This is a genomic window from Alcanivorax sp. HI0007 (assembly GCF_001635525.1).
Lineage (GTDB): Bacteria > Pseudomonadota > Gammaproteobacteria > Pseudomonadales > Alcanivoracaceae > Alcanivorax.
This window is the reverse complement of record NZ_LWEJ01000137.1, coordinates 1-23,801: the sequence shown is the minus strand read 5'-3', so window position 1 is coordinate 23,801 and position 23,801 is coordinate 1. Positions and strand designations below refer to the sequence as shown.

Genomic DNA, 23,801 nt, shown 5'->3' with positions numbered 1-23,801 from the left:
GGTGGGGACGGTGACAGTCAGGGTGACTCCATAACGTTGCGGGGGGGAGGGGTGAGAGGCTCCCTAAATGTCGGCATAGCTTTCTCCCCCTTTCAGCCAGCGCCGCAATAGTGATTCGACATTATCGGGGTGGCCGCGGAGCAGGTTGTCGGCCACCTCCCGGGCGGGTTCCATCAGGGACTCGTCGCGGACCAGGTCGGCAATGCGGAATGCCATGTCACCGGTCTGACGGGTGCCCAGCCATTCGCCGGGGCCGCGCAACTTCAAATCTTCCTCGGCGATCACGAAGCCGTCGGTGGTGTCGCGCATTACCGCCAGGCGCCGTTTGGCAGTGAGCGACAGGGGCGTCTGGTAGAGCAGCAGACAGTAGCTTTGCTCGCCGCCCCGGCCCACCCGGCCACGAAGCTGGTGGAGCTGGGCCAGTCCCAGCCGTTCCGCATTCTCCATCACCATCAGGGTGGCATTGGGCACATCCACACCCACCTCGATCACGGTGGTGGCCACCAGTAACTGGGCCTCGCCACTGGCAAATCGGGCCATGCGTTCTGCCTTCTCCTTTGCCTTCATACGCCCATGCACCAGTTCCACGGTAAGGTCGGGCAGGGCGGCCTGCAGTTCCTCAAACGAGGCCTCCGCCGCCCGCGCCTGGATTTCCTCCGACTCTTCAATCAGCGGGCATACCCAATAGGCCTGGGTGCCCTGCTGGCAGGCATCGTTGATACGCTCGATCACCTGGGGCCGGCGTCCTTCCGGTAGCACCAGGGTATCGATGGGTTTGCGCCCCGGAGGCATTTCGTCGATCACCGAGGTATCCAGGTCGCCATAGACACTCATGGCCAGGGTGCGGGGGATCGGGGTGGCGGTGAGTACCAGCTGGTGGGGCACCTGGATGCCGTGTGGAGTATCGAAACGGCCTTTTTCCCGCAGGGTCAGGCGCTGTTGCACGCCAAAGCGATGCTGTTCGTCGATGATGGTCAGGCCCAGACGATGGAACTGAACCGTCTCCTGAAACAGGGCATGGGTACCGACGACGATAGGGGCACTGCCGTCAGCCAGGGCTGCCTGGGTTTCCCGGCGTGCCTTGGCCCCCAGGCTGCCGGCCAGCCAGTGCACCGGGATGCCCAGCGGTGCCAGCCAGTGGCGGAAGTTGTCCCGGTGCTGTTCGGCCAGCAATTCCGTGGGGGCCATCAGGGCCACCTGATAGCCGGATTCGATGGCGGCCAGGGCGGCGGCGGCGGCCACCAGCGTCTTGCCGGACCCCACATCCCCCTGGACCAGGCGCAACATGGGGTGCGGGTTGCCCATGTCGCCAAGCAATTCGCCGATCACCCGCTGTTGGGCGCCGGTGAGAGAGAACGGCAGGCTGGCCTGCAGTTGTTCGAATAATGCAGCCGCGTGCAGGCGCGGCGCATGGAAGGCTTTCTGGCCCGCCCGTTTCTGCAGCATGCCCAACTGGTGGGCCACCATTTCTTCCATGACCAGTCGTTTTACTGCCGGATGCTTGCCGTCCAGCAACAGGTTGACCGGATCATCCGGGCGCGGGTTGTGCAGTTTGCTCAGGGCGTCGGTGAGCGAGGGCAGGCCGCGTTGATCCAGCAGCGTGGCGGGAATCAGTTCTGCCGGAGGGTGACCCTGAAGGTAATGCAGGGCCTGACCGGCCAGGTTGCGCAGCAGTTTCTGGCTGACCCCTTCGGTGGTGGGGTAGACGGGAGTCAGTGCTTTTCCCAGGGGGGGCAGGGTGCTGCCAATTTGATATTCGGGATGATAAAACTCCAGCCCGGCTGCCCCGGGGCGGGGTTCGCCATACACGCGAATGGGCCTGCCCCGCTCCATGTTGTTCTTCTGCGCGGCGCTGAAATGATAAAAGCGCAGGGTCACCATGCCGGTGCCATCTGCTACCTTGCAGAGCAACGACCGTCGGCGGCCGAACACCACATCGGCCGCCATCACTTCGCCCTCGATGACCACCCCGGTTTCCGGGCGCAGACTGCCGATGGGGGTAATACGGGTGCGGTCTTCGTAGCGAAACGGCAGATGGAAGAGCACATCTTCCAGACTATGCAGGCCCAGTTTCGCCAACCGTTCAGCCGCAGCGGGACCGACGCCTTTCAGGCGGGTGATGGGCAGGGCGGAGAGACTGTCACTGGCCATTATACCGCGCCGCTGTAGGAGCACCTCTCGAGGTGCGAACGGTACTTGGGAGATCGTCTTCAAACAGGTTCGCACCTCGAGAGGTGCTCTTACGGGGAGCGATCATCCAACCCATGATTAACCGGCCAGCCCTTCCTTCGGCACCGCCTGGCGTAGCACCTCAATGGCTTTCGGCCGCGGGAAGCTGTCCCGCCAGATCAGGGCAATGGTCCGCGCCGGAACCGGGGCCTTGAAGGGGCGTACCGCGAACGTGGCCTTGTCGTAGCCATGCTGGTGCAGGGCAGAGTTGGGCAGCACGGTGATGCCCAGACCGCTGGCGACCATGTGCCGCAGCGTTTCCAGGGAGCCGCCCTCAATCTGCACCAGATTGCGCTGGCGCTGGGAATCGATGGCCGGGCACAGTTCCAGTACCTGGTCCCGGAAACAGTGGCCTTCCCCCAGCAGTAGCAGGGTTTCGTCCAGCAACTGGTCCGGGGCGATTTCGGTCTGGGCGGTCCAGGGATGATCGCCGGGCAGCAGCACGGAAAAGGATTCCTCGTACATGCGTGCCCGCACCAGGCCGCCGCCGGAGAAGGGCAGCGCCACGATAATGGCATCCAGATCGCCCTGTTCCAGCTTGCGCCGCAGCACGTGGGTGTAGTTTTCCTCGATAAACAGGGGCATTTCCGGTGCCGCGGCGCGTACCTTCGGGACCATGGTGGGGAACAGGTAGGGAGCCACCGTGAAAATGGCGCCAACGCGCAATGGCGAGCCCAGTTGGTCCTGTTGACTCATGGCCATCTGCGTCAGCAAGTCCGCCTGTTCCAGCACCCGCTGGGCCTGGGCGACAATGGGTTCGGCCTGGGGCGTAACCACCACTTCCCGTGGACGACGTTCGAACAGGGGCATACCCAGCTGCTCTTCCAGCTTTTTGATCGCCGCACTGAGAGTGGGCTGGCTCACGTTGCAGGCCTGGGCGGCGTGGCCAAAATGGCGCTCCCGGGCCAGGGCGACGAGATAGCGTAGTTCTGTTAATGTCATGGCACTGATTCGCTTATCCAATTACTGGCCATTGTGCCTAGAAAACATGGCAGTGAATAGTTAACAGTGAATAGTTAATAGCTCGCGAGAAGGGGTCGGAGAGCTGCGGTAATAGCAGACGCGCGCCTACCTTGGACCAAGTGCGTTTTTTCGCTATTAACTATTCATTATTAACTATTAATTGGTTTTTCGTTTATGTCCCACATTCTGATTGCCGGCCTGGGAGATCTGGGGACCGGCCTTGCGGAACAGTTACTGGCGGACGGACACCGGGTCAGCGCTATTCGCCGGGGCAGCCGTTGCCCCGCCGGGGTGGAGTTGTACAGTCAGGATCTGTTGGAGGGTGCGGCCCTGTTGCCGCCGGATCCGGTGGATCTGGTCGTCATCATCATGACGCCCTCCGAGTACAGTGAAGAGGGCTACCTGAAAGCCTATATTCGGGCGCCGCAGACCTTGCTGGATGCGTTGGCCGGGCAGCAGCCGCTGCCGCCGGTGATCTTTGTGTCCAGTACGGCGGTGTTCGGTGACGTGGCGGGCGAGGTGGATGAGCTGACACCGCCTCGACCCACCCGGTATAACGGCAAGGTGCTGCTGGCCGCGGAAGAAGAGCTGAGCATTCGCAGCCACTGTACCGTGGTGCGGTTTTCCGGCATCTACGGACCGGGCCGTTACCGGCAGATCGACAAGGCGGCGCGGCTGGCCCGGGGCGAGGAAGCATTGCCGGCCGCCCAGTGGACCAATCGCATTCACCGGGATGATTGTGTGGGCCTGCTCAAGAACGTGGCAGATGGCTGGCTGGCAGGGCAGGAAATGCCGCCGTTGGTGATCGGTACCGACAACGTGGGTGGGCGTAACCTGGACGTGCTGCAATGGTTGGCCCAGCAGCAGGGGCTGACCCTGGCGGTGCCCGACGACGCGCCTGCTGGCAAGCGGATTCGCAGCCAGTACATTCGCCAGGGGCATTACACCCTGCGCTATCCGGGTTACCAGGATGGTTACGCTGCCCTGATCAGCCGATAAACGGCGCCATCCACCAAAAACCGGGGAAAAGTGCCAGAAATATCGGTAACCAGTTGAATTTAAGGTTTATTTTTCTCTTTTAACTATGAATTATTAACTATGAATTATTCACTGCCCCTAAAGCGGACTTGCCTCCCGCGCACGCGCTAGTAAAGTGTGCGCCTCAAATTTTTCTGTGGCGGGCGAAAACCCCGCAAAAGCCCGTGGTGGGCGCGATGGAGTGAAGCGAATGAGCACACCGGTTGCCGTGGTAATGGGCTCCCAGTCCGATTGGGAAACCATGAAAGAAGCCTGTGACGCCCTGACCCAGTTCGGCGTGGGCTGGAAGGCGGAAGTGGTGTCTGCCCACCGGACCCCTCAGCGCATGTATGATTTCGCCAAAAGCGCCCACGACAATGGCTATCAGGTGATCATTGCCGGTGCCGGTGGCGCTGCGCACCTGCCGGGCATGATCGCTTCCCTGACCCCGCTGCCCGTGCTCGGCGTGCCGGTGAAAAGCCGCACCCTGTCCGGCTGGGACAGCCTGTTGTCCATCGTGCAAATGCCCAAGGGCGTGGCCGTGGGCACACTGGCCATCGGCGCGGCCGGTGCCTGGAACGCGGGTCTGCTGGCGGCACAGATGCTGGCCGCGGGTAACCCGGAGCAACTGCAGAAGATCGCTGACTGGAAAGCCACCCGGGCCGCCGACGTGCTGGCCAATGCTGAGCTGGGTGAAGGCTGATGGATCGCGTGCTTGTTCTTGGTGGAGGCCAGCTTGGCCTGATGATGGCGGAAGCGGCGGCCCGGTTGGGGCTGGTGGTGGATCGTTACGACCCGGAGCGGGCCTTGCTGTTGCCCGGCACCTCGGATCTGGCGGTGCCAATCAGCTGGGAGGAGTGTCTGGAGCGTTACCCGGTCATTACCGTGGAGCGCGAGGCCTTTCCGGAAACCGGCCTCTCTGCGGAGCTGGCAACAAGCGATCGCTGTGTGGCCCGGGGCGCCCTGCAAGTGATCCCGGACCGGTTCACCCAGAAATCCATGCTCGACAAGCTGGGCATTCCCACTGCTCCCTGGGTAACCCTGGATCAGCCGGAAGATCTGGCTGCGGCCGTGGAAAAGTTTGGCGGCGTGGTGGTCAAGGCACGCACCGGCGGTTATGACGGGCGCGGCACCTGGATCATTGGCGAAGGCGGTGATCTGGGCGCGGTCCCTGTCAGCGAACTGGCCGGAAAGGCCATCATCGAACAAAAAATCCCTTTCCGCCGCGAGTTGTCCATTGTCGGTGCCCGCAGCACCCGCGGCGAAACCCTGTTCTACCCGCTCACCCGCAACTGGCATGTGGACGGTATCCTGCGCCTGAGTCTGGCCCCGGCCAATGCCTGTGCCGATCTGCAGAAGCCGGCGGAGCAGATGCTCAAGGGCATCATGGAAGAGCTGGACTATGCCGGTGTGATGGCGGTGGAATTCTTCGAAACCGATGGTCAGCTGATGGTCAACGAGATTGCCCCGCGAGTGCACAACTCCGGTCACTGGACCCACGAAGGCGCGGACTGGTCCCAGTTCGATTTGCATGTCCATGCCCTGGCCGGCGTGCCCCTGCACGCGCTGAACGTGCACGGTCCCACTGCCATGGTGAACCTGATCGGCACTCCCTTCGAAAGCGCCTGGCTGCAACACCCGGGTGTGGTGCACTGGTACGGCAAGGGCGTGCGCCCGGGCCGCAAGCTGGGCCACGCCAACCTGGTGGCGGACAGCCTGGAGGGGCTGCGCGCGGGTCTGGACGCCTGGGCAGATGTGCTGCCGGAGGGCTATCAGGCTGTGCTGGATTCAGAATTGGGGTTGGGCTGAAGCCAGAATGGACGAGCAGGGAGAATAACGCCTGCTCCTGAGTGCAGAGTGTCGAGTCACGATTTTCGAGGAGCGAAAGGCAAACAGGGTTTGATTTTCGAAACTCGTTTCTCGTCACTCGCGACTGTCTCCAATCCCGCCGCCAGGCGCAGGTTCGCTTCACATTTCCGTGGCGCACCATCGGGTACACTGTTGGTTAAACCTGAAACAGGAATCCGGATGTGGCTTCCCCCCTTGCCATGACACGTTATCGACGACTGATCCTGCTGGCTGTGATGCTGGTTTCCGTGCTGCTCATTGTGGAACTTACCGGGCTGCGCGAGCAGTTTTCCCTCACGGCTTTGCGGACGTTGCTGGAAGCCAATCTGCTGGTGGGTGTACTGCTGTTTGTGCTGGCGTTTGCCATCGGCAACCTGATACAGCTGCCGGGCTGGCCGTTTCTGGCGGCGGCCATACTGGCGCTGGGCACAGTGGCTGGCGGTCTGGTGACGTATGTGGCGGCCTGCGTATCCTGCCTGGTCACCTTCCAGGTGGTACAGGGGGTGGGTGGCAGCGCCCTGCGCGATATCGACAAGCCCCTGGCAAGAAAGATCCTCGCCCGGCTGGACAGTCACCCGGTGCGCAGTGTGATGTTGCTGCGGTTGTTGTTCCAGACCATGCCTGCCCTGAACTACACCCTGGCATTGAGCGGGGTGAAACGCCGGGATTACCTGCTTGGCTCTCTGTTGGGCCTCCCCTTTCCCTTGCTGATCTACTGCTTTTTCTTCGACCGCATTGCCCAGGTCCTGCAGCTGGCGTAACAGGCTTCTGGCGTCAGGGGTTGCCTGGAAATGGTTAATGCCGAAGCAGGGCGCTCAAACTGTCCACCGCTTCGGCCCAATCCGCGTCTTCACGAATGGCCTCAGCCAGAAAGCGCGCCTGCGCGTCGTTCCAGAAGGGCGCCTGGTGCAGATGCATGCTGTCTTTCAGGGTGCCAGCGTACTGATGGATGAAGTCTTCGATGGCCGCATCACTGTTTTCCAGGCCGAGCTGGGCGAACAGGGTGGGCAAGTCGTGGGTTGCGGTATCCATATCGCAGTCCCTCCATAGCGGATGACGTTGTCCCCAGATGGTGCGCTTTTTGACCGCCGTTGTCTTCCCCCGTCGGGATCAGGTTTGTTAACGAAACACGCCCGCAAGTAGCGGGCGTGTTACAGGGCGAATGCGGCCTTTGCCTGGTCAGGCAATATCCATGATGCCGTCCATTTCCACCCCGGCACCCTTGGGCAGGGCAGCCACGCCGATAGCCGCCCGGGCCGGGTAGGGTTGTTTGAAGTGGCGGGCCATCACTTCGTTGACCAGGGCGAAATGGCTCAGGTCGGTGAGGAAGATGTTCAGCTTGACGATGTCCTGCAGGCTGCCGCCGGCGGCCTCGCACACGGCGGTCAGGTTGCTGAATACCTGCTCGATCTGCGCTTCCATGTCGCCGTCCACCAGTTCCATGGTGTCGGGGACCAGGGGAATCTGGCCAGACAGGTAAACGGTCGCGCCGGCCTTGATGGCCTGGGAATAGGTACCGATGGCCTGGGGCGCCTTGTCGGTGCTGATCACGGAATGGTTGGACATGGTTGGTTCTTCACTTGGTTGAGCTGCCAGCGCCATGGTGCTGACAGACGAAATCAGGAAAGGGGCTATGCTTGCACGCAGCAGGCTCGCACGCAACATGGGCGGTTCCTGCCGGCCTGTAGGAGCGTCGCTGGCGGCGCGATTCAACAGTAACGAGTCACGAGAAGCGAGTTTCGAAAGGCATCATCTGACAGGTTGTCGCCTTTCGAAACCCGCTTCTCGCAACTCGCAATATCACCAAGTCGAACGCCAGCGTTTCTGGAGAGAAAGCGCCCCCTGAAGTGAGGACAGAGGGTTTCTACAATCGGTGAATCCGCACGATGCTGTCCAGGGTGCGCAGCTTCTTGATGATGCGGGCCAGGTGAATCCGGTCCCGGACGGTCATGGTCACGTTGAGGGTGGTGAGTGTGGGATCCTTTTCGGCCATGTCGATGGTGTCGATATTGGAGCCCAGCTCGGAGACGCTGTTGGCCAGGGTGGCAAGCACGCCGCGTTTGTTGATCAGTTCGATGCGCAGGGCGGCGGTAAATTCCTGCTCCACCTGTTTGTCCCAGCTCAGCGCGATGCATTTTTCCGGGGCGTTACGCATTTCTGCAAGCAGGTTCTTGCAGGTGTCCCGATGCACCACGATGCCGCGACCGGCACTCAGATGGCCAATGATGGTATCGCCGGGCAGGGGCAGGCAGCACTTGGCGTAGCTGACCATCAGGCCTTCACTGCCGCGGATGGCCAGCGGGCGACGGTCGTCCTCATGCTGACGTTCATCGTCATCGCGGGCGCCGGCCAGCTTGCGGGCCACCAGCGGCGCCAGGCGATTGCCCATGCCGATGTCTTCCAGCAGGTCGTCCAGCTCCACGTAGCCGTTGCCGGCCAGCTCGCTCACCACCCGTTCGATGGGCAGCTCGTCCATGCCGATGTCATAAGAGTGCAGGGCTTTCTCCAGTAGCCGCTCACCCAGCTCCACCGCATCCTCGCGACGCTGGTGCTTGAGGAAATGGCGGATGTTGGTGCGCGCCTTGCCGGTGACCACGAAGTTGAGCCAGGCCGGGTTGGGAGTGGCGTTGGGGGCGGTGATGATCTTCACCGTCTGGCCGGATTCCAGGGGTGTGGAGAGCGCTGCCAGCTTGCCGTCGATGCGGGCGGCCACGCACTTGTTGCCCACCTTGGTGTGTACCGCATAGGCAAAATCCACCGCGGTGGCGCCGCCGGGCAGTTCCTTGATGTCGCCCTTGGGGGTGAACACATAGGCCTCGTCCGGGAACAGGTCCACCTTCACGTTCTCGATGAACTCCATGGAGTTGCCAGCCTTCTGCTGCAGTTCCAGCAGGCGCTGCATCCAGCTCTGGGTGCGGCTGTGGGTGGGTGAGCCGGGCTCGTCCTCGGCCTTGTACAGCCAGTGGGCGGCAATGCCGTTGTTGGCCATGGCCTCCATTTCCTCGGTGCGGATCTGCATTTCCAGGGGAATGCCGGAGCGCGCCTTGAGGGTGGTGTGCAGGGACTGGTAGCCGTTGGCCTTGGGAATGGCGATATAGTCCTTGAAGCGGCCGGGGATCGGGGTGAAGTAGTTATGCACGGCGCCCAGTACCCGGTAACAGGTATCCACCCGGTCCACGATGATGCGGAAACCGAACACATCCATGATGTCGGCGAAGGGTTTGTGCTGTTCCTTCATCTTGGTATAGATGCTGAACAGGTGCTTCTCGCGACCCAGTACCCGCGCTTCGATGCCCTCTTCTTCGAGACAGTGTTCCAGGCTGGCCTTGATGGTGGTGAGGATTTCCTTGCGGTTGCCACGGGCCTTTTTCACCGCCTGGCCGATCAGGCGGGCACGCATGGGGTAGATGGCGTGGAAAGCCAGGTCCTCGTACTCCACCCGCATGTTGTACATGCCCAGCCGGAAGGCGATGGGCGCATACAGTTCCAGGGTTTCGGTGGCGATGCGGCGGCGTTTTTCCGCGCGCATCACGTGCAGGGTGCGCATGTTGTGCAGGCGGTCGGCCAGCTTGATGAGGATGACGCGGATGTCCCGGGTCATGGCCAGCATCATCTTGCGCAGGTTCTCCGCCTGCTGTTCCGCCTTGGACTCGAACTTGATCTGGGCGATCTTGGACACGCCGTCCACCAGTTCGGCCACTTCTTCGCTGAACTCCCCGGCCAGCTGTTCCTTGGAGATGCCGGTGTCCTCGATCACGTCGTGCAGCATGGCAGCCATCAGTGAAGCATGGTCCATGTGCATGTCGGTGAGGATGTTGGCCACGGCCAGCGGGTGGGTGATGTACGGGTCCCCGGTGCGGCGGTACTGCCCCTCGTGCGCTTGCTCGGCAAAATGGTATGCGCGTACGACCTGGGCGATCTGATCGTCGTCCAGATAACTGCGTAACCGTTTTTCCAGGTTATGAATGGTGGGCAAAAGTCCTCGTCACGCCCGGGGCGGAGTAATGATCAGGAATGACTTCAAGCTTAGATTTGGCGAGGGGATTTGTCTATGACAAGGGCGATAGTCACCGGCAATGAATTTTCCGGGTGGGTCGCGGAGGGGAAAAGTGGCAGACAGGGAAATACCGGCAAGCGCCCGGGCGGGCACTTGCCGGAGACGGTATTACTCGCCGAAGGACTGGGTCAGCAGGGCCAGTTCGTCCACGTCAGCGCTGCGGTCAGCGATCGGGTTGTCCACGGATTCGGAGGTCACGTGACCTTCGGCGATTTCACGCAGAGCCACCACGGTGGGTTTGTCGTTTTCCCAGGCCACGCGGGGTTCCTTGCCACCGGTCTGCAGTTGACGGGCGCGCTTGCCGGCTACCAGTACCAGCTCAAAGCGGTTATCCAGTTTTTCCAGGCAATCTTCAACGGTTACACGGGCCATGCTGTTCTCCTACAGGGTGGCGATGCCGATGGCGGCAGCGCCTGAAATTCGCGAGGGGGAGCGATTTTACTGGTGAATTGGTGAGCAAGTCCAGCGCCGCCGGGCGGTCTACCGTTTGCCCAGCAGATTGCTCAGGGTGGCCGCCAGCCGTGCGGATTGCCGGGCTGTGATCAGCCGGCGGGCTTCCAGGATGGCTTCCAGTTCGTACAGAGCGCGCTGGAAATCATCGTTGACCACCAGATAGTCGAACTCTCCGTAATGGCTCATCTCCTCCTGGGCACCGTCCAGGCGTTGCTGGATTACCGATTCGTCGTCGGTTTCCCGTCCACGCAGGCGTTCCGCCAGGGTCTCCAGTGACGGCGGCAGGATAAAGATGCTCACCGAGTCCGGCAGCTGCTTGCGAATCTGGGTGGCGCCCTGCCAGTCAATCTCCAGGATCACATCATCACCGCTGCGCAGGGTCTGGGCCACCCAGTCGGCGCTGGTGCCGTACAGGTTGCCGAACACTTCGGCATGCTCCAGAAACCGCCCCTGCTCCACCTGGCGAACAAAGGTGTCGCGGTCGGTGAAGTGGTAGTTCACCCCGTCCTCTTCCCCGGGACGTATGGCGCGGGTGGTATGGGAGACGGAGATGCGCACTTGCTCCAGCTTGTCGACCAGCGCCGCCACCAGGCTGGTCTTGCCGGCGCCGGACGGGGCGGAAATGATATACAGCGTGCCTTTGTCGGCCATAGTGATGACAGTCCTGTTCGCGATCCCGGTAAAGCGCGCATTATAGGCGCAAAGGAAGCGACACGTCATATGCCACTCGAAGCCAGCGCCATGGCAGGGTAACGTGTGCAATGCTGCGCCGGGCCTGTCACCAGTGACGCCAGGCACTCCCCCCGACAGCGGACAAGGAGAGATTATGAGTGATACCCAGAACGACCCACGCCGACGTCATTCCTCAAAGGTGGTGGACGGCCCGGGCAAGTCGGCTGGCAGGGCCATGTTGCGGGCGGTGGGGTTTACCGATGAGGATTTCCAGAAACCCCAGATCGGCATTGCTTCCACCTGGAGCCAGGTGACGCCCTGTAACAGCCATATCGGCGAACTGGCTGAGCGGGCCTGTGAAGGCGCTGACGATGCCGGTGGTAAAGGGGTGGTCTTCAATACCATCACTATCTCCGATGGCATCGCCAATGGCACCGAGGGGATGAAGTATTCGCTGGTGTCCCGGGAGGTGATCGCCGACTCCATCGAGACGGTGGCCGGCTGCGAGGGGTTTGATGGTCTCGTGGCGATCGGGGGATGCGACAAGAACATGCCCGGTTGCCTGATCGGCCTGGCACGGCTCGACCGTCCCAGTGTGTTTGTCTATGGCGGCACCATCCTGCCCGGCAAGGGCCACACCGATATCGTCTCCGTGTTCGAAGCCATGGGCGCCCATTCCCGTGGTGACATGGACCTGATCGAGCTCAAGCAGATTGAGGAAACCGCCATTCCGGGCCCCGGTTCCTGCGGTGGCATGTACACCGCCAATACCATGGCGTCAGCCATTGAAGCGCTGGGCATGAGCCTGCCTGGCAGCTCGGCGCAGAACGCGGTGTCCGAGGATAAGCGGGAAGACTGCGAGCGGGCCGGGGCGGCGGTATTGCACCTGCTGGAAAAGGACATCAAGCCCTCCGACATCATGACCCGCCAGGCCTTTGAAAATGCCATCACCATCGTGATTGCCCTGGGCGGTTCCACCAATGCGGTGCTGCACCTGCTGGGTATGGCGCGCACGGTGGGGGTGCCGTTGTCACTGGACGACTTCACGGACATCGGCAAACGGGTACCGGTGCTGGCGGACCTGCGCCCCAGCGGTCAGTACATGATGAGCGAGCTGGTGGCCATCGGCGGGATTCAGCCGTTGATGAAAATCTTGCTGGAAGCCGGCCTGCTGCATGGCGACTGTCTGACTGTCACCGGCCGCACCTTGGCAGAGAATCTGGCCGAGGTGGCGCCGTATCCGTCGGACCAGGACATCATCGCTCCCCTGACGGCCCCGCTGAAAGCGGAAAGCCATCTGCGCATCCTCTACGGCAACCTGGCCCCGGAGGGGGCGGTGGCCAAGATCACCGGCAAGGAGGGCACCCATTTTTCCGGCTCGGCGCGGGTGTTCGGTTCGGAAGAGGAAGCCCAGGCACGGATCAATGACGGCACCGTGGTTGCCGGCGATGTGGTGGTGATCCGCTACGAGGGCCCCCGTGGCGGCCCGGGCATGCGCGAAATGCTCACTCCCACATCGGCGATCATGGGCCGAGGCCTGGGCAATGATGTGGCGTTGATCACCGACGGCCGTTTCTCCGGCGGCAGCCATGGTTTTGTGGTGGGCCATGTGACGCCGGAAGCGTTCGATGGGGGGCCGCTGGCGTTGCTGGAAGACGGCGATCGCATCACCATCGATGCGGAGGCCAATACACTCACCGTGGACCTGTCCGACGAGGAACTGGCCCGCCGGCGAGCCAACTGGCAGCAACCGGCGCCCCGTTATACCCGGGGTGTGCTGGCAAAATATGCGCGCCTGGTGGGCTCCGCCAGTGAAGGGGCGGTGACCGACGACTTCTGAGAAGCACGATGCCGTTTTGGGTATGGCGAACAGCGCAAAATTGCGCTGTTCGCGATGCCGGAAATGCGCGCATCATAGGGGGTACTACCCGGGGGTGTCGCCGATGCCTCCGCCAACATTCCCAGCCCCGGATCCGATCTCGTTATGCAAGACAGCCCTATCACCGCCACTGTGGATTTCGACCGGGACGGCGTTCAGCACGGCTTTCTGAAATTGCCCCATTCCCATGATGGCTCCGCCTGGGGCAATGTGATGATTCCGATCACCGTGGTACGCAACGGCGAGGGGCCGACGGCCTTGCTCTCCGGCGGCAATCACGGTGACGAATACGAAGGCATCACCGCCCTGTTGAAGCTGGCCAATCGTCTGCAACCCGAAGAGATGCGCGGACGGGTGATTATCGTGCCCATGCTCAACCATCCGGCGGTACTGAACGGCACTCGCACTTCGCCCCTGGATGGCGGCAATCTGAATCGGGCCTTTCCCGGTCATCCGGCGGGCACCCTGACGGAAAAAATCGCCGATTACCTCACCCGCTATCTGGTGCCGCTGTGTGATCTGGCACTGGATATCCACTCCGGGGGCCGCACCCTGGATCTGTTGCCCTTTGCCGCCACCCACCGGATGAGCGACCGGGGGTTCGAAGCCCGCTGTCTTGCTGCCGCCACCGCCTTCGGCGCGCCCTACACGCTGTTCATGGCGGAACTGGAAGGCGACGTGCTTTACGACAGCGTGGTGGAGGGCAGCGGCAAGGTGTTCGTCAGTACGGAACTGCGTGGCGGCGGCACGACTACCCCCGAGACTGTGGCGCTGGCTGAGCGGGGGGTGGAGAACCTGCTGCGCTTTGCTGGCATCCTGCCCGGCGATCCGGAGGTGGTGGCCTCCCAGGCTCTGGAGATTCCCGGGAGTGAGTATTACCGGATCAGCGAACATCGTGGCCTGCTGGAATTTGCTGTGGCGTTGGGTGACAGCGTCCGTGCCGGTGATGTGCTGGCCCGGGTGCATTCCCTGGAACGTACCGGTGCCGCTCCGGTGGAATATCGCGCCCCCTGCGATGGCTTGCTGATTGGCCGTCGCCATCCTGCCCTGGTCAATGTGGGCGATACCTTTGCAGTGCTGGCGGTGCCGCGCTGACTGGTACCTCCGTGCACGTTAACAGGGCATAACAAAGCATAAACACCCTTGCCGAAAAGGCGCTGCTAATGTTCAGGTTCTACCAAGAACAACAGGACTGACGGAGCAGCCATGAGCGATACCAAATACGCCCAGAAGGGCATGTCATTTCGGGAAAGCGTTGAACACATGGTCGACCATGCCATCGACATCATGGGGCTCGATGCGGGCATGGGCAATGCCATGAAGGTGTGCCAGAGCGTGGTGCAGGTGTCTTTCCCCGTGGAGATCAATGGAAAGGCAGAAATCTTCACCGGCTGGCGCGCCACCCACAGTGATCATCGGCTGCCTTCCAAGGGCGGTATTCGTTACGCCCCGATTGTGGATCAGGATGAAGTGGAAGCGCTGGCAGCGCTGATGACCTACAAGTGCGCCATTGTCGATGTGCCCTTCGGCGGCTCAAAGGGCGGGCTGGTGATCGACCCGAAAAAATACGAGCGGCACCAACTGGAAGCCATCACCCGCCGTTTTGCCCGCGAACTCATCAACAAGGGCTACCTGAGCCCGTCCCAGAATGTGCCGGCGCCGGACATGGGCACCGGTCCGCAGGAAATGGGCTGGATGGTGGACACCTACAAACAGATGTTCCCCAACGACATTAATTACATGGGCGCGCTAACCGGTAAACCGGTGGAGCACGGCGGGGTCCGTGGCCGCAATGAGGCCACCGGGCGGGGCGTGCAATATGCCCTGCGTGAACTGTTCCGACACCCGGAAGAAATCAAGCGTGCCGGGCTGTCGGGTTCACTGGCAGGCAAACGGGTGATTGTTCAGGGGCTGGGTAACGTGGGTTATCACGCGGCGCACTTTCTGGAAACGGAAGACGATTGCCGCATTACCGCCATCATCGAACGGGATGGCGCCATCATTAATGAAGACGGCCTCAACGTGGGCGCGGTGCGCCAGCATATTGTGGAAACAGGCGGTGTGAAGGGGTTTTCCGGTGCGGATTATCTGGAAGACGGCATCAAGGCGCTGGAAAGAGCGTGCGATATTCTGATACCGGCGGCACTGGAAGGTGTCATTACCGCCGGAAACGCGCCGCGTATTCAGGCCAAGCTGATCGCGGAAGCGGCCAACGGGCCGGTGACGTTTGAAGCGGATCGGATTCTTCGCGAAAAGGGTGTGGAAATTATTCCGGATGCCTACTGCAATGCCGGTGGTGTGATCGTTTCCTACTTCGAATGGATTCGTAACCTCAACCACGTGCGCTTCGGACGCCTGGACAAGCGCTTCCACGAAGCCCGTGGCCAGCATGTGATTGATGCCATCGAGCAGGCCACCAACACCAAGGTGCCCGAGCATATCGTCAAGGAACTGGCTCGCGGCGCCGACGAGTTCGATCTGGTGCGCTCCGGGCTGGATGATTCCATGCGCCTGGCCTTGCAGGAGATCATTCGTACCCGTAACGAGAACCCGAAAATTGACGATTACCGGATGGCGGCCTATGTGATCGCCATTGAAAAAGTCTCCCGGCATTACCGGGATATCGGTTTCTGAAAAAGGAAAGTGGTGCGGGGCTTATTCGATATTCTGGATCTTCTTGTTGGTTAAAAATTAAAAATATTTTAAAATCAGTATCTTATTGTGCTATTTGCATGGTGATTTTTGCTTTGCCCACCATGCTGCCCACCACTTTTAAGCCCTTGATTTAGCTTAATGAGCAAATGCGCGGCGCCTTTTTGTCTGCGCGCAGCTGGTCAAAATTTAACCGATTTTTTAGGTTTATGAGGAGGGTTCTCTGCTCCTGCTGTTGCTACTAGAGTGATGATTGTGGCGTGGTTGTCTATGGCACTAGGTGCTATACTTTGACGAGGCTGGCAAGGGCATGAGATGCGGATATTCAAGAACAGGCCATTCAGTAAGTGGGCATCAAAAGAGGGCTTGAATGACGCCTTGCTGCTTGCGGCGGTTGATGAAATGGAGCGTGGCCTGATTGATGCGAATTTGGGTGGCCATGTGGTGAAAAAACGTGTGGCTGTCGGTGGCCAAGGCAAAAGCGGAGGGATGAGGACCCTGCTGGCGTACAGGGTTGGTGATAAGGCCTTCTTTGTTTATGGCTTCGCTAAAAGCGCACGCGCGAATATCTCTGCTGATGAGCTGAGGGCCTTGAAATATTTGGCAAAAGAGCTGCTGAGCTATAGCGATAGGGCATTGGCCAAAGCGATAAAGAGTGGTGCGTTAATTGAGGTGAAGAGCGATGAGTAAGTCAATACTGGACGCAGTGCATGAATCGGCGAAAGATCTGCACGAAGCGGGGGTAATGAAAGAGGCGACTCTCCGTGAGTTCGATGCGCTCTGTCTGCCGCCTGTGAAAGAGTATACGGCGGTGCAGATCAGGCGTATCCGCACTCGAAATCGCGCCAGCCAAGGCGTGTTTGCTGCCTATCTGAATACCAGTGTGTCCACGGTGCAGAAGTGGGAGCAAGGCCAGAAAAAGCCGAATGGCCCTTCGCTAAAGCTGCTGAATCTGGTGGCGGAAAAGGGGCTGGAAGTGCTGGCCTGAGTGGCTTGTGTGGGGCGCTCTGGTTACTTGATGCCGAGCGTCCTCCAGCGTCCGTGTTGTCTGCGTAAAACCCATCAGCCCCTTTGCCACTGCCTTCATCGGGCGTAATGCCTCTACAGCTAGCTTATGGCTCCAAGATTCTGGATCGCAGCAATACTTGGCAGTCGGGATAGGGGGGGTATGAAAAGACATAATAGTGTCTATTTTTTGTTTTTGTGCAATAATTGGACATCATTGTGTCTGATTTGGAATGATATGACACCGTCCCTGATTGACGATGCCGATGTCCAGCAGGCATTTGCCACCCATCTGCGACGTTTGCGCAAGCAGGCCAAGCTGTCTCGCGATGCGCTAGCTGCGCGTAGTGGTGTGCCAGCATCCACCATCAAGAAATTCGAGCTCACCGGCCAAATTTCGTTCCGGCAGCTGCTATTCCTCTGGCAGAGTCTGGATGATCTACGTCGCCTGTATGCGTTGACTCGCCATTCCCTCAGCGAAGCTGAGTTGCCATCCAGTATCGATGAGGTGTTGAGCGATGACCTTTAAACCGGTCCGCAAGCTGACGGTAACCCGCACGCTGGCAACGGGGCAGGCGGTGACGGTAGGCGTGCTGGCGCAGAACCGGCAGGGCGTCTTTTTTCAGTACGATGCCGATTATCTCGGGCGCTTCGGAAACCTGTCGCCCTTTGGCCTGAAGGCAACCACTGAGCTGCAGCTTGCTCCCAAAAGGCCGCATTCCGGCCTGCATGGCCTGTTCGGCGATAGTCTGCCTGATGGCTGGGGTTCCTTGCTGCAAGACCGAGTGTTCCGACAGCATGGCATTCTCCCTGCCCAGATCACCGCCATGGATCGCCTGGCGTTTGTAGGGGCTTCCGGGATGGGGGCCCTGTCATTCTCGCCGACCTCGGAATACCGGCTTGCCTCAACCGGCGACATCGACCTGGCGAAGCTGGGTCTGGAGGCGCAGGCGTTTTTTGACGGTCAGACGGAAGAGGTGCTGGCGGATCTGGTGGCAGCAGGTAGCTCCGGTGGTGCCAGACCCAAAGCGCAGTTCTACATCTCCCCGGATGAGCCAGATCGCTGCCGCACGGTGGCGAGGCCAGGCGATGAGGCCTGGCTGGTCAAGTTTACCTCCAGGAATCTGCCCCTCGGCCATGAGGAAGGGCTCTGTGAAGCGGTCTATCTGCACCTGGCCGGAAAGCTGGGGCTGGAGCCGCCTGAGTGGCGATTGTTTGAGGCGCCAGAGCAAAGTGGTGCCCGTGCCTGGCTTGGGGTAAAGCGGTTCGATTGGGTAAGCCATCCCCAAAAGGCAGGTCGACTCCATATGCACAGTGCCTGTGGCTTGCTGGATGCGGATTTCCGGACGCCTAGCCTGGATTACGAGGATCTGCTCAAGGCCAGCCGCCATCTTTGCCGGTCGCCAGCGGTCGGCAAGCTGCAGTTCCGCAGAGCCATGTTCAACCTGTTTGCCTGCAACCAAGATGACCACAGCAAGAACTGGGCTTTCCTGCAGGATGATGCCGGCGAATGGGTGCCTGCCCCTTTCTACGATGTGACCTTTAGCCCTCACCCCTACCAGGAGCATGCCACCGCTTATGCCGGTTTCGGCAAGAATCCGCCGCTAAAAGCCATCCAAGGACTGGCGGCGCGGGCTGGGTACGCCAAGTGGGAGCTGGCCCGGAAAGATATTGATGGGATCGTGGATGCTCTCGCTGATTTCGCTGCCGTTGCCAGAGATTTCGGAGTAGATCGTGGTACTGCTGAGCTGATTGGTCGGCAGCTTGATGAGTTAAGGAAGGTGTATGGGGTAAGTCGCTAGTTTGAGGTCATGCCTGTGTATCTTGGTCTTGTCTGTCGTGGTCAGTCTCGGTCTGTTGCTGGGGGCGTTTTTCGAGCTCTAGACGGATTGACTGATCAGTTTTCTTGAAGTGTTGAGCTTTTAGAGTCTCATAATCTGGGCCAGGGGTTTCGTTGGAGAGCCCCCAGCTTTCTAGCTTTGCTTGTAGTTCGGATAGCATGTTTATCTGTTGGTTGATAATTCGATCCCTGGATTGAACAGCATTCACAAGACCTTCGATCTGACTTCCTAGGATTGCTTGTGAGTTGTCTGGCTGAAATAGAGTGGCTTTTCTGGTGTGGGCAGTTGCCATGGCCATTCGCTTTCCCTCCCTCTTCCCCCACTCAAAATCTTTGGCTGATTGATTGATCAGAAACTCGAGCATCTCAGGCACGGATTTTCGGTATTCGTTACGCAATTTTGTGAGTTGGTCGTCTGCTTTTTTGCTAAGAAAAAAGTTGTAATTTTTCTCCCCCTTTTGCTTTGATTCTTGTCGCTTTCTGTGGCGGTCGAGGGCTGCCTCGAATAATCGCATTGCCTCTTTATCTAGGCGATTAACCTGTTGTAGTTGCTGAAACGTGCTGTCGTGTGGAGGGACTGATCGAGAGTAGCCTTTCTTCCGTAGGTAGCTCAGAGCCCATTCGTATTCAGCGGTATCGCCTTGATTCAAGAGCTCGACTATTGACATGACTGCCGTGTCCGTAACGTTATAAACTAGTAGATACTAGTTTATAACTAGTTTTAGATTAATGCAATAGAAAATGTTGAGCTGTAACATCATTGGCGCCGAAGCTACTCTAGTCGCTACAATTTTAGGGTAAAAATATGGGGATTAATTGTGACTAACGAAGATGTTATCTGCTGGGCTCTCAAACTCCGGGATGACCGGGTGTCTGCAATAGACAAGTATTTCCTCATTGCGGTTTGGAGGCGCTACGGGACCAACACCGTCACGGATAAAGTAAAAGATCTAGCACAAAAGATCCAGCTCAATGACCGCTATGTGAGCAGCTCTAGGAATGCTTGGGTTGAGGTAGGTGTGGTTGAGCTCTGCCCTATGCCGGGAGCTGAGAGCAAAAGGGGTAGGAGACAGAAAAGCTTCAGAATCAATATTGAGAGGCTGGCTGCGTTAGTAGAGGGGGATAAGGCTTTTTCACTAAATCAAAATCTGATCAGGGGGCTCTTTTGCCAAAATGAAAGGTTGGGTCGGATTCGGGTGAAAAGGGAAGAGGGGAGCGATGCGCTGACTGTGAACAGCTTGGTCTTGCTCGGGGTGCTTGTGATGTCTGCTGATAAGACAGGGTATGTCAGTGGCTATGGGGAGAAGGCTTTGAGAGAGATGGCGGGACTTGAAAAGTCACAGTTTCGGTATGCGCTCAATCAACTTGCTGAGGTTGGGGTGCTCGGAAACTGGCTACCCGGTATTAGCAGTAAACATCTGTTTGGGAGAAGGCCAGGGGTCTATTGGCTCAATTTAGGGCATTCTTTCTTCGGGGAGGATAGGGTCCATTGTATCTATGTATTCGATCGGTTGGCTTGGAGGCCGCTTGATAGGATATGCGATTTCTATGGCCTTTTTGGAGCAAGAACTTTTAGGAGGCTTGATAAGGAGGAGCTGGCTAAGATTGAGCAAAGAGAGGGATTGCCGGCTGGTTGGAGCGAATATTTCCGGGATAGACCGTGGTTTAAGACTGCAGGGCATCTCGCCTGTCTATTGGCCCAGCATGCATGCCTTGTTCTTGAAAGGAGAGTTGTGGATGAGGATGGCCTTGGTGATGGGGAGGGTGAATCATTAAGTGAGGATTTGGGGCGAGAGCTGGGTACGGAGCATTGGTTTGAGCATATGGCCGAAGACAAGAGGGCGCTGTTGCCTACTGTGTTGGAGTATTTGGTCGATCATGGGGTGAAGAAATGGGCTGATGCGGCCATGAGCCTCTATAAGGAGGCTCTGAAGGGGGCTGATTTGGAGTGTTTTTTGTGTGAGAGCACCAAATTTAGGATTTATAGCTCGTATCAGCTGATCAATGCTGAGACCGGAAGGTTATGGACCCTGGCTATTTTCCCAGGGAGTGAGAAGCAGCTGGAAGAGAGCATATTCCTGTTTCGGGATTTTCAGGGAGGGAAAAAGCGCTGGGAGCGGTTGAATAAAGAGACGGAGATTAAAGATGCCTCTTTGGTTCATATGGGGCTACGAAAAGGTTTCGGCGGTGGATTGTCAGATTAGAGGTTGTCTAAATCCAGAGAGGGTCTTAGGTCTGGCGACTGTGAGTGTCGGGACTTTCAAATGGGGTAGGAAGAGAGGAAAACTGGTTTCAGTGCATCATATATTTCCAGAGTGAAATTTGGTTGCCCTTCAGGGTGAGCCCCTTGATGGCTGCGCTGCAGTGTGCCTTTCTCAAGCATCTCAGCTGTCTGTTATAGATATATAGGTTTTATCATTGAAGTACGCTTGGTAGCCAATGGCTATAGCGTGGTGGAGGCTAATCCGAGTAAGAAATTACGTGTGTGCCTGTTCTTGTGTTCAACAACGAATAGGACACAGACATGGCAACACGACATCCCCACAACCCCAACCTGACCTTAGTGGAAGGCACTGAATGGAACGGTCTTCCGCTGCTGCCCAAGCACTCTCCCTACATTGAGCAGTATCTTGAGAGAATCCTGGAAACCATGAAGAAGGCGGTGGACAGGTATCGACGAACCACGGCTATCCGCTTCGATCTCAGAATCCCTGTCGACTTCCCTGAGCCAGACTCCAGTGTGATATCGAGCTTCTTTGAATCTCTGCAGGCGAAAATCAACGCCCACCAATTGAGAAAGGCCAGGCAGGGACAGAGAGTGCACTCCTGCGAACTCCGATATGTTTGGGCGAGAGAGCAAAACATATCGCGCCATCGCCATTACCATTGTTGCATATTGTTGAACGGAGACGCTTACCGCTATCTCGGGGCATTCGGCTGTAATGGCCACCCGGAAGAAGAGGAAAGGATCGCAGCGGAAAATATGTCGGGAAGAATCCGTAGCGCCTGGTGCAGTGCGCTGAGGCTTCCTTGGGGTGCTGGCCAGTGGCTAGTGCATTTCCCTACCAATGGGACCTACTACATTGATGCGAACTCAGTGACGATATTCGACCGGTATGTGGATCTATTCAGGAGACTTAGCTACTTCGCCAAGGCCGAGACCAAGCGATATGGGGATGGCTCCAATAGCTTTGGATGCAGTCGTCGGTAGTGGTCAGGCTGGTTAGTTTTTACCGCCATGCCGCATCTCATGAGATGAAGGAGATTGCTCATGAGAATCATGCGATTGAAAGAAGTGATGGATACCACCGGCCTGGGACGGTCCTACATTTACAAGCTGATTGCGGACGGGGTCTTTCCAAAGCCGGTTCCGCTGGGTGCCCGTGCAACGGGGTGGGTCTCTGACGAGGTGGAATCCTGGATTCTGGAGAGAATTGGAGAGAGGGATCAGGTGGGGTGATGTTTTTGGTAATGCGATTGCATTGACGCATGTAATGCGGTTGCATTACCATCTGCCTGTCATCCCCCATCGCGCAGGAGGCGGCCATGGCCACCCTTGAAGTTGAATCCACGCTGACAGATCGGTATCAGACCACCGTGCCGGAAACGGTTCGTCGTGCTCTCAAGCTCAATAAGCGAGACAAGATTCAGTATGTCATCCGCCAAAACGGCGAAGTGGTCTTGACCCGCGCTACCAACGAAGGCGATGACCCGGCTCTGGGGTCGTTCCTGGATTTCCTGGCGAGTGATATCGCCGAGCATCCGGAGCACATCCTTGCGGTTGAGGATGCGTTAATGCAGCGTATCCAGTCGCTGACGAAGGGTGTCGAGGTTGATCTGGATGCGTCTTTACAGGAAGACGATGAATGAGTGGGAGGCAATCGACCGCTCTGACTATCAATGGTTGGGCGGTCTTCGCTCACCCATTATTTCTGGAACAGCTTGAAACCCTGGCAAGGCAAGTCGAAAGCCTTAAGGAAAAAAATCCTGAGGGGTTCACCAAGAAAAATGCCACCAAGCGGTTAGCTGCGATTGCCAAGCTGGCTTTCGAGGTCATCCCGCAGGACCCTACAAAACCGGATTTCCGGCAGGGGGGCACGCTTGGTGAGGATTACAAGCACTGGTTCCGTGCGAAGTTCTTTCAGCAATACCGGTTGTTCTTTCGCTACCACGCCTCAAGCAAGGTTATTGTCTATGCTTGGGTCAATGATGAAGGCACCAAGCGGGCGTATGAGAGCTCCGATGATGCCTACCGGGTTTTCCGCAAGATGTTGAAAAGTGGCCACCCTCCCGATGATTGGGATCAGCTTTTGATCGAAGTAAGACGGGATGAGCAGAGTCAGGAAGCCATGCGTTCCCTAGCCGAGCAAGCCCAAAATCAGGACATGGGTTACTGATCTTCTTTGCCGTTGTTTCGAGTTCGCAAATCCTCTTGATGGTGTAGGGTTTTGCCATCCCGAATATGTATAAGAAGAGTTTGTACACCAACCTGAAGTGGGCTGATCGACTAACTGATTCTGTGGAGAATCAGTCCTTTTTGTAAATGACGGTCACTTTGCCGGCAGGTTTGTTCTTGCCTATCTCATAATCAGGGTTGAAAGTGGCGAGGTTATGAGCGGCGATGCCAATCACTGAGGCAAAGCCAGTAACCTGGGTAAAGCCAGTCGGGATAGCGAAGCTGGCTAAGGAGGCCGCTCTGTATTCTGTGTACACGCGGCAACGTAGCCCTTTTTTTTCAATGGCTCCCTCGACTTTATTTACCACGGAGCTGATGTTCTTGATCGCGACAATTTGAAAGGAAGCTTTCTTGGCAATGAGTTCGGAGAGCTTTTCAGTAGTGATGTCTTCGGAGGTGTATTTTTCGATGTCAATATCTTTGCTCATTGAGTTGTCCTAGTTTGAGGAGATGATAAAACGGGCAGATTCGCTGCCCGTTCTAGTCAGCGACTGGGTCTTATTGAAGTATGATCAAAGCTCCGCTATTTGCTGTAGGGCATCTTCATAAGCAAATAGTGTGTCGAAGTTTTCGTTGTAAATTAGGTAGAGGGCGGACTGTATGTTCTCGTGTGGCGTTTCTTCGATGGTATCTTTGAATATGTTGGTATGATGCATGCTTCCGGAAAGCACCATGAAGCTTTCGTCCTCCATTACCACCCAGTCAATGGTTTCAAAGGCCCTGGCTCCTT

General features: G+C 58.3%; 25 protein-coding genes and 1 pseudogene. 16 read left to right on the top strand and 10 right to left on the bottom strand.

The window, feature by feature from the left end:
- Positions 1–63: 63 nt before the first annotated feature.
- Positions 64–2,151 carry an ATP-dependent DNA helicase RecG gene (recG, locus tag A3714_RS07570; RefSeq protein WP_063508811.1) on the bottom strand — a complete coding sequence of 696 codons (2,088 nt, stop codon included), beginning with the start codon at positions 2,149–2,151 and terminating at the stop codon, positions 64–66.
- A 117-nt stretch (positions 2,152–2,268) separates the two neighbouring features.
- Entirely contained in the window at positions 2,269–3,171 is a 903-nt protein-coding gene (locus tag A3714_RS07565; protein ID WP_062814957.1) for a hydrogen peroxide-inducible genes activator, read from the bottom strand.
- A gap of 195 nt (positions 3,172–3,366) precedes the next feature.
- Between A3714_RS07565 and A3714_RS07560 the strand changes: the two genes are divergently transcribed.
- From A3714_RS07560 to A3714_RS07545, 4 genes are all read left to right on the top strand, one after another.
- On the top strand, positions 3,367–4,191 hold the full coding sequence (locus tag A3714_RS07560) for an NAD-dependent epimerase/dehydratase family protein (RefSeq protein WP_063508810.1): 825 nt from the start codon (positions 3,367–3,369) through the stop codon (positions 4,189–4,191).
- A 229-nt stretch (positions 4,192–4,420) separates the two neighbouring features.
- On the top strand, positions 4,421–4,912 hold the full coding sequence (gene purE / locus A3714_RS07555) for a 5-(carboxyamino)imidazole ribonucleotide mutase (protein ID WP_062814955.1): 492 nt from the start codon (positions 4,421–4,423) through the stop codon (positions 4,910–4,912).
- On the top strand, positions 4,912–6,018 hold the full coding sequence (locus A3714_RS07550) for a 5-(carboxyamino)imidazole ribonucleotide synthase (protein ID WP_063525876.1): 1,107 nt from the start codon (positions 4,912–4,914) through the stop codon (positions 6,016–6,018). The genes purE and A3714_RS07550 overlap by 1 nt, the downstream gene beginning before the upstream one ends.
- 221 nt (positions 6,019–6,239) lie before the next feature.
- On the top strand, positions 6,240–6,818 hold the full coding sequence (locus A3714_RS07545; RefSeq protein WP_231866202.1) for a TVP38/TMEM64 family protein: 579 nt from the start codon (positions 6,240–6,242) through the stop codon (positions 6,816–6,818).
- 34 nt (positions 6,819–6,852) lie between these two features.
- Here the strand turns inward: A3714_RS07545 and A3714_RS07540 are convergent, their stop codons facing one another.
- The 5 genes from A3714_RS07540 to gmk all read right to left on the bottom strand — a co-directional run bounded on the left by A3714_RS07540 (position 6,853) and on the right by gmk (position 11,218).
- A complete protein-coding gene (locus A3714_RS07540) occupies positions 6,853–7,089 on the bottom strand; it encodes a DUF2789 domain-containing protein (protein ID WP_062814952.1) in 237 nt (78 codons plus the stop codon).
- A 147-nt stretch (positions 7,090–7,236) separates the two neighbouring features.
- Positions 7,237–7,623, bottom strand: coding sequence for a RidA family protein (locus A3714_RS07535; RefSeq protein WP_062815465.1), 387 nt, complete (start codon positions 7,621–7,623; stop codon positions 7,237–7,239).
- Between the two features lie 298 nt (positions 7,624–7,921).
- Positions 7,922–10,033 (bottom strand): bifunctional GTP diphosphokinase/guanosine-3',5'-bis pyrophosphate 3'-pyrophosphohydrolase, encoded by a 2,112-nt coding sequence (gene spoT / locus A3714_RS07530; RefSeq protein WP_063525877.1) that lies wholly within the window; start codon positions 10,031–10,033, stop codon positions 7,922–7,924.
- 189 nt (positions 10,034–10,222) lie between these two features.
- On the bottom strand, positions 10,223–10,486 hold the full coding sequence (gene rpoZ, locus A3714_RS07525) for a DNA-directed RNA polymerase subunit omega (protein WP_062814950.1): 264 nt from the start codon (positions 10,484–10,486) through the stop codon (positions 10,223–10,225).
- Positions 10,487–10,594: 108 nt separating this feature from the next.
- Positions 10,595–11,218 (bottom strand): guanylate kinase, encoded by a 624-nt coding sequence (gene gmk / locus A3714_RS07520; protein WP_063508560.1) that lies wholly within the window; start codon positions 11,216–11,218, stop codon positions 10,595–10,597.
- 175 nt (positions 11,219–11,393) lie between these two features.
- Between gmk and ilvD the strand changes: the two genes are divergently transcribed.
- The 7 genes from ilvD to A3714_RS07485 all read left to right on the top strand — a co-directional run bounded on the left by ilvD (position 11,394) and on the right by A3714_RS07485 (position 18,577).
- Positions 11,394–13,079 (top strand): dihydroxy-acid dehydratase, encoded by a 1,686-nt coding sequence (gene ilvD / locus A3714_RS07515; RefSeq protein ID WP_063525878.1) that lies wholly within the window; start codon positions 11,394–11,396, stop codon positions 13,077–13,079.
- Positions 13,080–13,223: 144 nt separating this feature from the next.
- Complete coding sequence (gene doeB / locus A3714_RS07510) at positions 13,224–14,213, top strand: N(2)-acetyl-L-2,4-diaminobutanoate deacetylase DoeB (RefSeq protein WP_063525879.1); 990 nt, start codon at positions 13,224–13,226, stop codon at positions 14,211–14,213.
- A gap of 111 nt (positions 14,214–14,324) precedes the next feature.
- Complete coding sequence (locus A3714_RS07505) at positions 14,325–15,752, top strand: Glu/Leu/Phe/Val dehydrogenase (RefSeq protein ID WP_063509004.1); 1,428 nt, start codon at positions 14,325–14,327, stop codon at positions 15,750–15,752.
- A gap of 333 nt (positions 15,753–16,085) precedes the next feature.
- Positions 16,086–16,460: a type II toxin-antitoxin system RelE/ParE family toxin gene (locus A3714_RS07500; protein WP_063509005.1), complete on the top strand. Its 375-nt coding sequence runs from the start codon at positions 16,086–16,088 to the stop codon at positions 16,458–16,460.
- Positions 16,453–16,758 (top strand): DNA-binding transcriptional regulator, encoded by a 306-nt coding sequence (locus tag A3714_RS07495; RefSeq protein WP_039926534.1) that lies wholly within the window; start codon positions 16,453–16,455, stop codon positions 16,756–16,758. The genes A3714_RS07500 and A3714_RS07495 overlap by 8 nt, the downstream gene beginning before the upstream one ends.
- Before the next feature lie 255 nt (positions 16,759–17,013).
- Positions 17,014–17,304: a helix-turn-helix domain-containing protein gene (locus tag A3714_RS07490; RefSeq protein ID WP_063508380.1), complete on the top strand. Its 291-nt coding sequence runs from the start codon at positions 17,014–17,016 to the stop codon at positions 17,302–17,304.
- Positions 17,294–18,577, top strand: a complete 1,284-nt coding sequence (locus tag A3714_RS07485) for a type II toxin-antitoxin system HipA family toxin (protein WP_063509006.1) — start codon at positions 17,294–17,296, stop codon at positions 18,575–18,577. Before A3714_RS07490 ends, A3714_RS07485 begins: the two co-directional genes overlap by 11 nt.
- Positions 18,578–18,584: 7 nt before the next feature.
- On the opposite strand, the gene A3714_RS07480 is transcribed toward A3714_RS07485, so the two are convergent.
- Positions 18,585–19,283 (bottom strand): hypothetical protein, encoded by a 699-nt coding sequence (locus A3714_RS07480; RefSeq protein ID WP_063509007.1) that lies wholly within the window; start codon positions 19,281–19,283, stop codon positions 18,585–18,587.
- Positions 19,284–19,433: 150 nt separating this feature from the next.
- Between A3714_RS07480 and A3714_RS07475 the strand changes: the two genes are divergently transcribed.
- The 5 genes from A3714_RS07475 (at position 19,434) to A3714_RS07455 (ending at position 23,012) form a co-directional block, all read left to right on the top strand.
- Entirely contained in the window at positions 19,434–20,819 is a 1,386-nt protein-coding gene (locus tag A3714_RS07475; RefSeq protein ID WP_063509008.1) for a hypothetical protein, read from the top strand.
- Positions 20,820–21,139: 320 nt separating this feature from the next.
- Positions 21,140–21,826 (top strand): inovirus Gp2 family protein, encoded by a 687-nt coding sequence (locus tag A3714_RS07470; protein WP_063509009.1) that lies wholly within the window; start codon positions 21,140–21,142, stop codon positions 21,824–21,826.
- Between the two features lie 60 nt (positions 21,827–21,886).
- Positions 21,887–22,075, top strand: a complete 189-nt coding sequence (locus A3714_RS07465) for an AlpA family transcriptional regulator (RefSeq protein WP_063509010.1) — start codon at positions 21,887–21,889, stop codon at positions 22,073–22,075.
- Positions 22,076–22,161: 86 nt separating this feature from the next.
- The gene (locus tag A3714_RS07460) at positions 22,162–22,485 is read left to right on the top strand and encodes a type II toxin-antitoxin system PrlF family antitoxin (RefSeq protein WP_063509011.1); all 324 of its coding nucleotides are present in this window, start codon (positions 22,162–22,164) and stop codon (positions 22,483–22,485) included.
- Positions 22,482–23,012: a type II toxin-antitoxin system YhaV family toxin gene (locus A3714_RS07455; protein ID WP_063509012.1), complete on the top strand. Its 531-nt coding sequence runs from the start codon at positions 22,482–22,484 to the stop codon at positions 23,010–23,012. The genes A3714_RS07460 and A3714_RS07455 overlap by 4 nt, the downstream gene beginning before the upstream one ends.
- 130 nt (positions 23,013–23,142) lie before the next feature.
- Here A3714_RS07455 and A3714_RS07450 read toward each other — a convergent pair whose 3' ends face one another.
- The gene (locus A3714_RS07450) at positions 23,143–23,499 is read right to left on the bottom strand and encodes a hypothetical protein (RefSeq protein WP_063509013.1); all 357 of its coding nucleotides are present in this window, start codon (positions 23,497–23,499) and stop codon (positions 23,143–23,145) included.
- 84 nt (positions 23,500–23,583) lie between these two features.
- Positions 23,584–23,801, bottom strand: a pseudogene (locus tag A3714_RS17990) (hypothetical protein); the annotation flags it as partial.

What these genes read in the sequence shown, in the direction of transcription:
- recG (WP_063508811.1), bottom strand. Translation starts at nt 2,151, where the DNA reads ATGGCCAGTGACAGTCTCTCCGCCCTGCCCATCACCCGCCTGAAAGGC.
- A3714_RS07565 (WP_062814957.1), bottom strand. Translation starts at nt 3,171, where the DNA reads ATGACATTAACAGAACTACGCTATCTCGTCGCCCTGGCCCGGGAGCGC.
- A3714_RS07560 (WP_063508810.1), top strand. Translation starts at nt 3,367, where the DNA reads ATGTCCCACATTCTGATTGCCGGCCTGGGAGATCTGGGGACCGGCCTT.
- purE (WP_062814955.1), top strand. Translation starts at nt 4,421, where the DNA reads ATGAGCACACCGGTTGCCGTGGTAATGGGCTCCCAGTCCGATTGGGAA.
- A3714_RS07550 (WP_063525876.1), top strand. Translation starts at nt 4,912, where the DNA reads ATGGATCGCGTGCTTGTTCTTGGTGGAGGCCAGCTTGGCCTGATGATG.
- A3714_RS07540 (WP_062814952.1), bottom strand. Translation starts at nt 7,089, where the DNA reads ATGGATACCGCAACCCACGACTTGCCCACCCTGTTCGCCCAGCTCGGC.
- A3714_RS07535 (WP_062815465.1), bottom strand. Translation starts at nt 7,623, where the DNA reads ATGTCCAACCATTCCGTGATCAGCACCGACAAGGCGCCCCAGGCCATC.
- rpoZ (WP_062814950.1), bottom strand. Translation starts at nt 10,486, where the DNA reads ATGGCCCGTGTAACCGTTGAAGATTGCCTGGAAAAACTGGATAACCGC.
- gmk (WP_063508560.1), bottom strand. Translation starts at nt 11,218, where the DNA reads ATGGCCGACAAAGGCACGCTGTATATCATTTCCGCCCCGTCCGGCGCC.
- ilvD (WP_063525878.1), top strand. Translation starts at nt 11,394, where the DNA reads ATGAGTGATACCCAGAACGACCCACGCCGACGTCATTCCTCAAAGGTG.
- doeB (WP_063525879.1), top strand. Translation starts at nt 13,224, where the DNA reads ATGCAAGACAGCCCTATCACCGCCACTGTGGATTTCGACCGGGACGGC.
- A3714_RS07505 (WP_063509004.1), top strand. Translation starts at nt 14,325, where the DNA reads ATGAGCGATACCAAATACGCCCAGAAGGGCATGTCATTTCGGGAAAGC.
- A3714_RS07500 (WP_063509005.1), top strand. Translation starts at nt 16,086, where the DNA reads ATGCGGATATTCAAGAACAGGCCATTCAGTAAGTGGGCATCAAAAGAG.
- A3714_RS07495 (WP_039926534.1), top strand. Translation starts at nt 16,453, where the DNA reads ATGAGTAAGTCAATACTGGACGCAGTGCATGAATCGGCGAAAGATCTG.
- A3714_RS07490 (WP_063508380.1), top strand. Translation starts at nt 17,014, where the DNA reads ATGACACCGTCCCTGATTGACGATGCCGATGTCCAGCAGGCATTTGCC.
- A3714_RS07485 (WP_063509006.1), top strand. Translation starts at nt 17,294, where the DNA reads ATGACCTTTAAACCGGTCCGCAAGCTGACGGTAACCCGCACGCTGGCA.
- A3714_RS07480 (WP_063509007.1), bottom strand. Translation starts at nt 19,283, where the DNA reads ATGTCAATAGTCGAGCTCTTGAATCAAGGCGATACCGCTGAATACGAA.
- A3714_RS07470 (WP_063509009.1), top strand. Translation starts at nt 21,140, where the DNA reads ATGGCAACACGACATCCCCACAACCCCAACCTGACCTTAGTGGAAGGC.
- A3714_RS07465 (WP_063509010.1), top strand. Translation starts at nt 21,887, where the DNA reads ATGAGAATCATGCGATTGAAAGAAGTGATGGATACCACCGGCCTGGGA.
- A3714_RS07460 (WP_063509011.1), top strand. Translation starts at nt 22,162, where the DNA reads ATGGCCACCCTTGAAGTTGAATCCACGCTGACAGATCGGTATCAGACC.
- A3714_RS07455 (WP_063509012.1), top strand. Translation starts at nt 22,482, where the DNA reads ATGAGTGGGAGGCAATCGACCGCTCTGACTATCAATGGTTGGGCGGTC.
- A3714_RS07450 (WP_063509013.1), bottom strand. Translation starts at nt 23,499, where the DNA reads ATGAGCAAAGATATTGACATCGAAAAATACACCTCCGAAGACATCACT.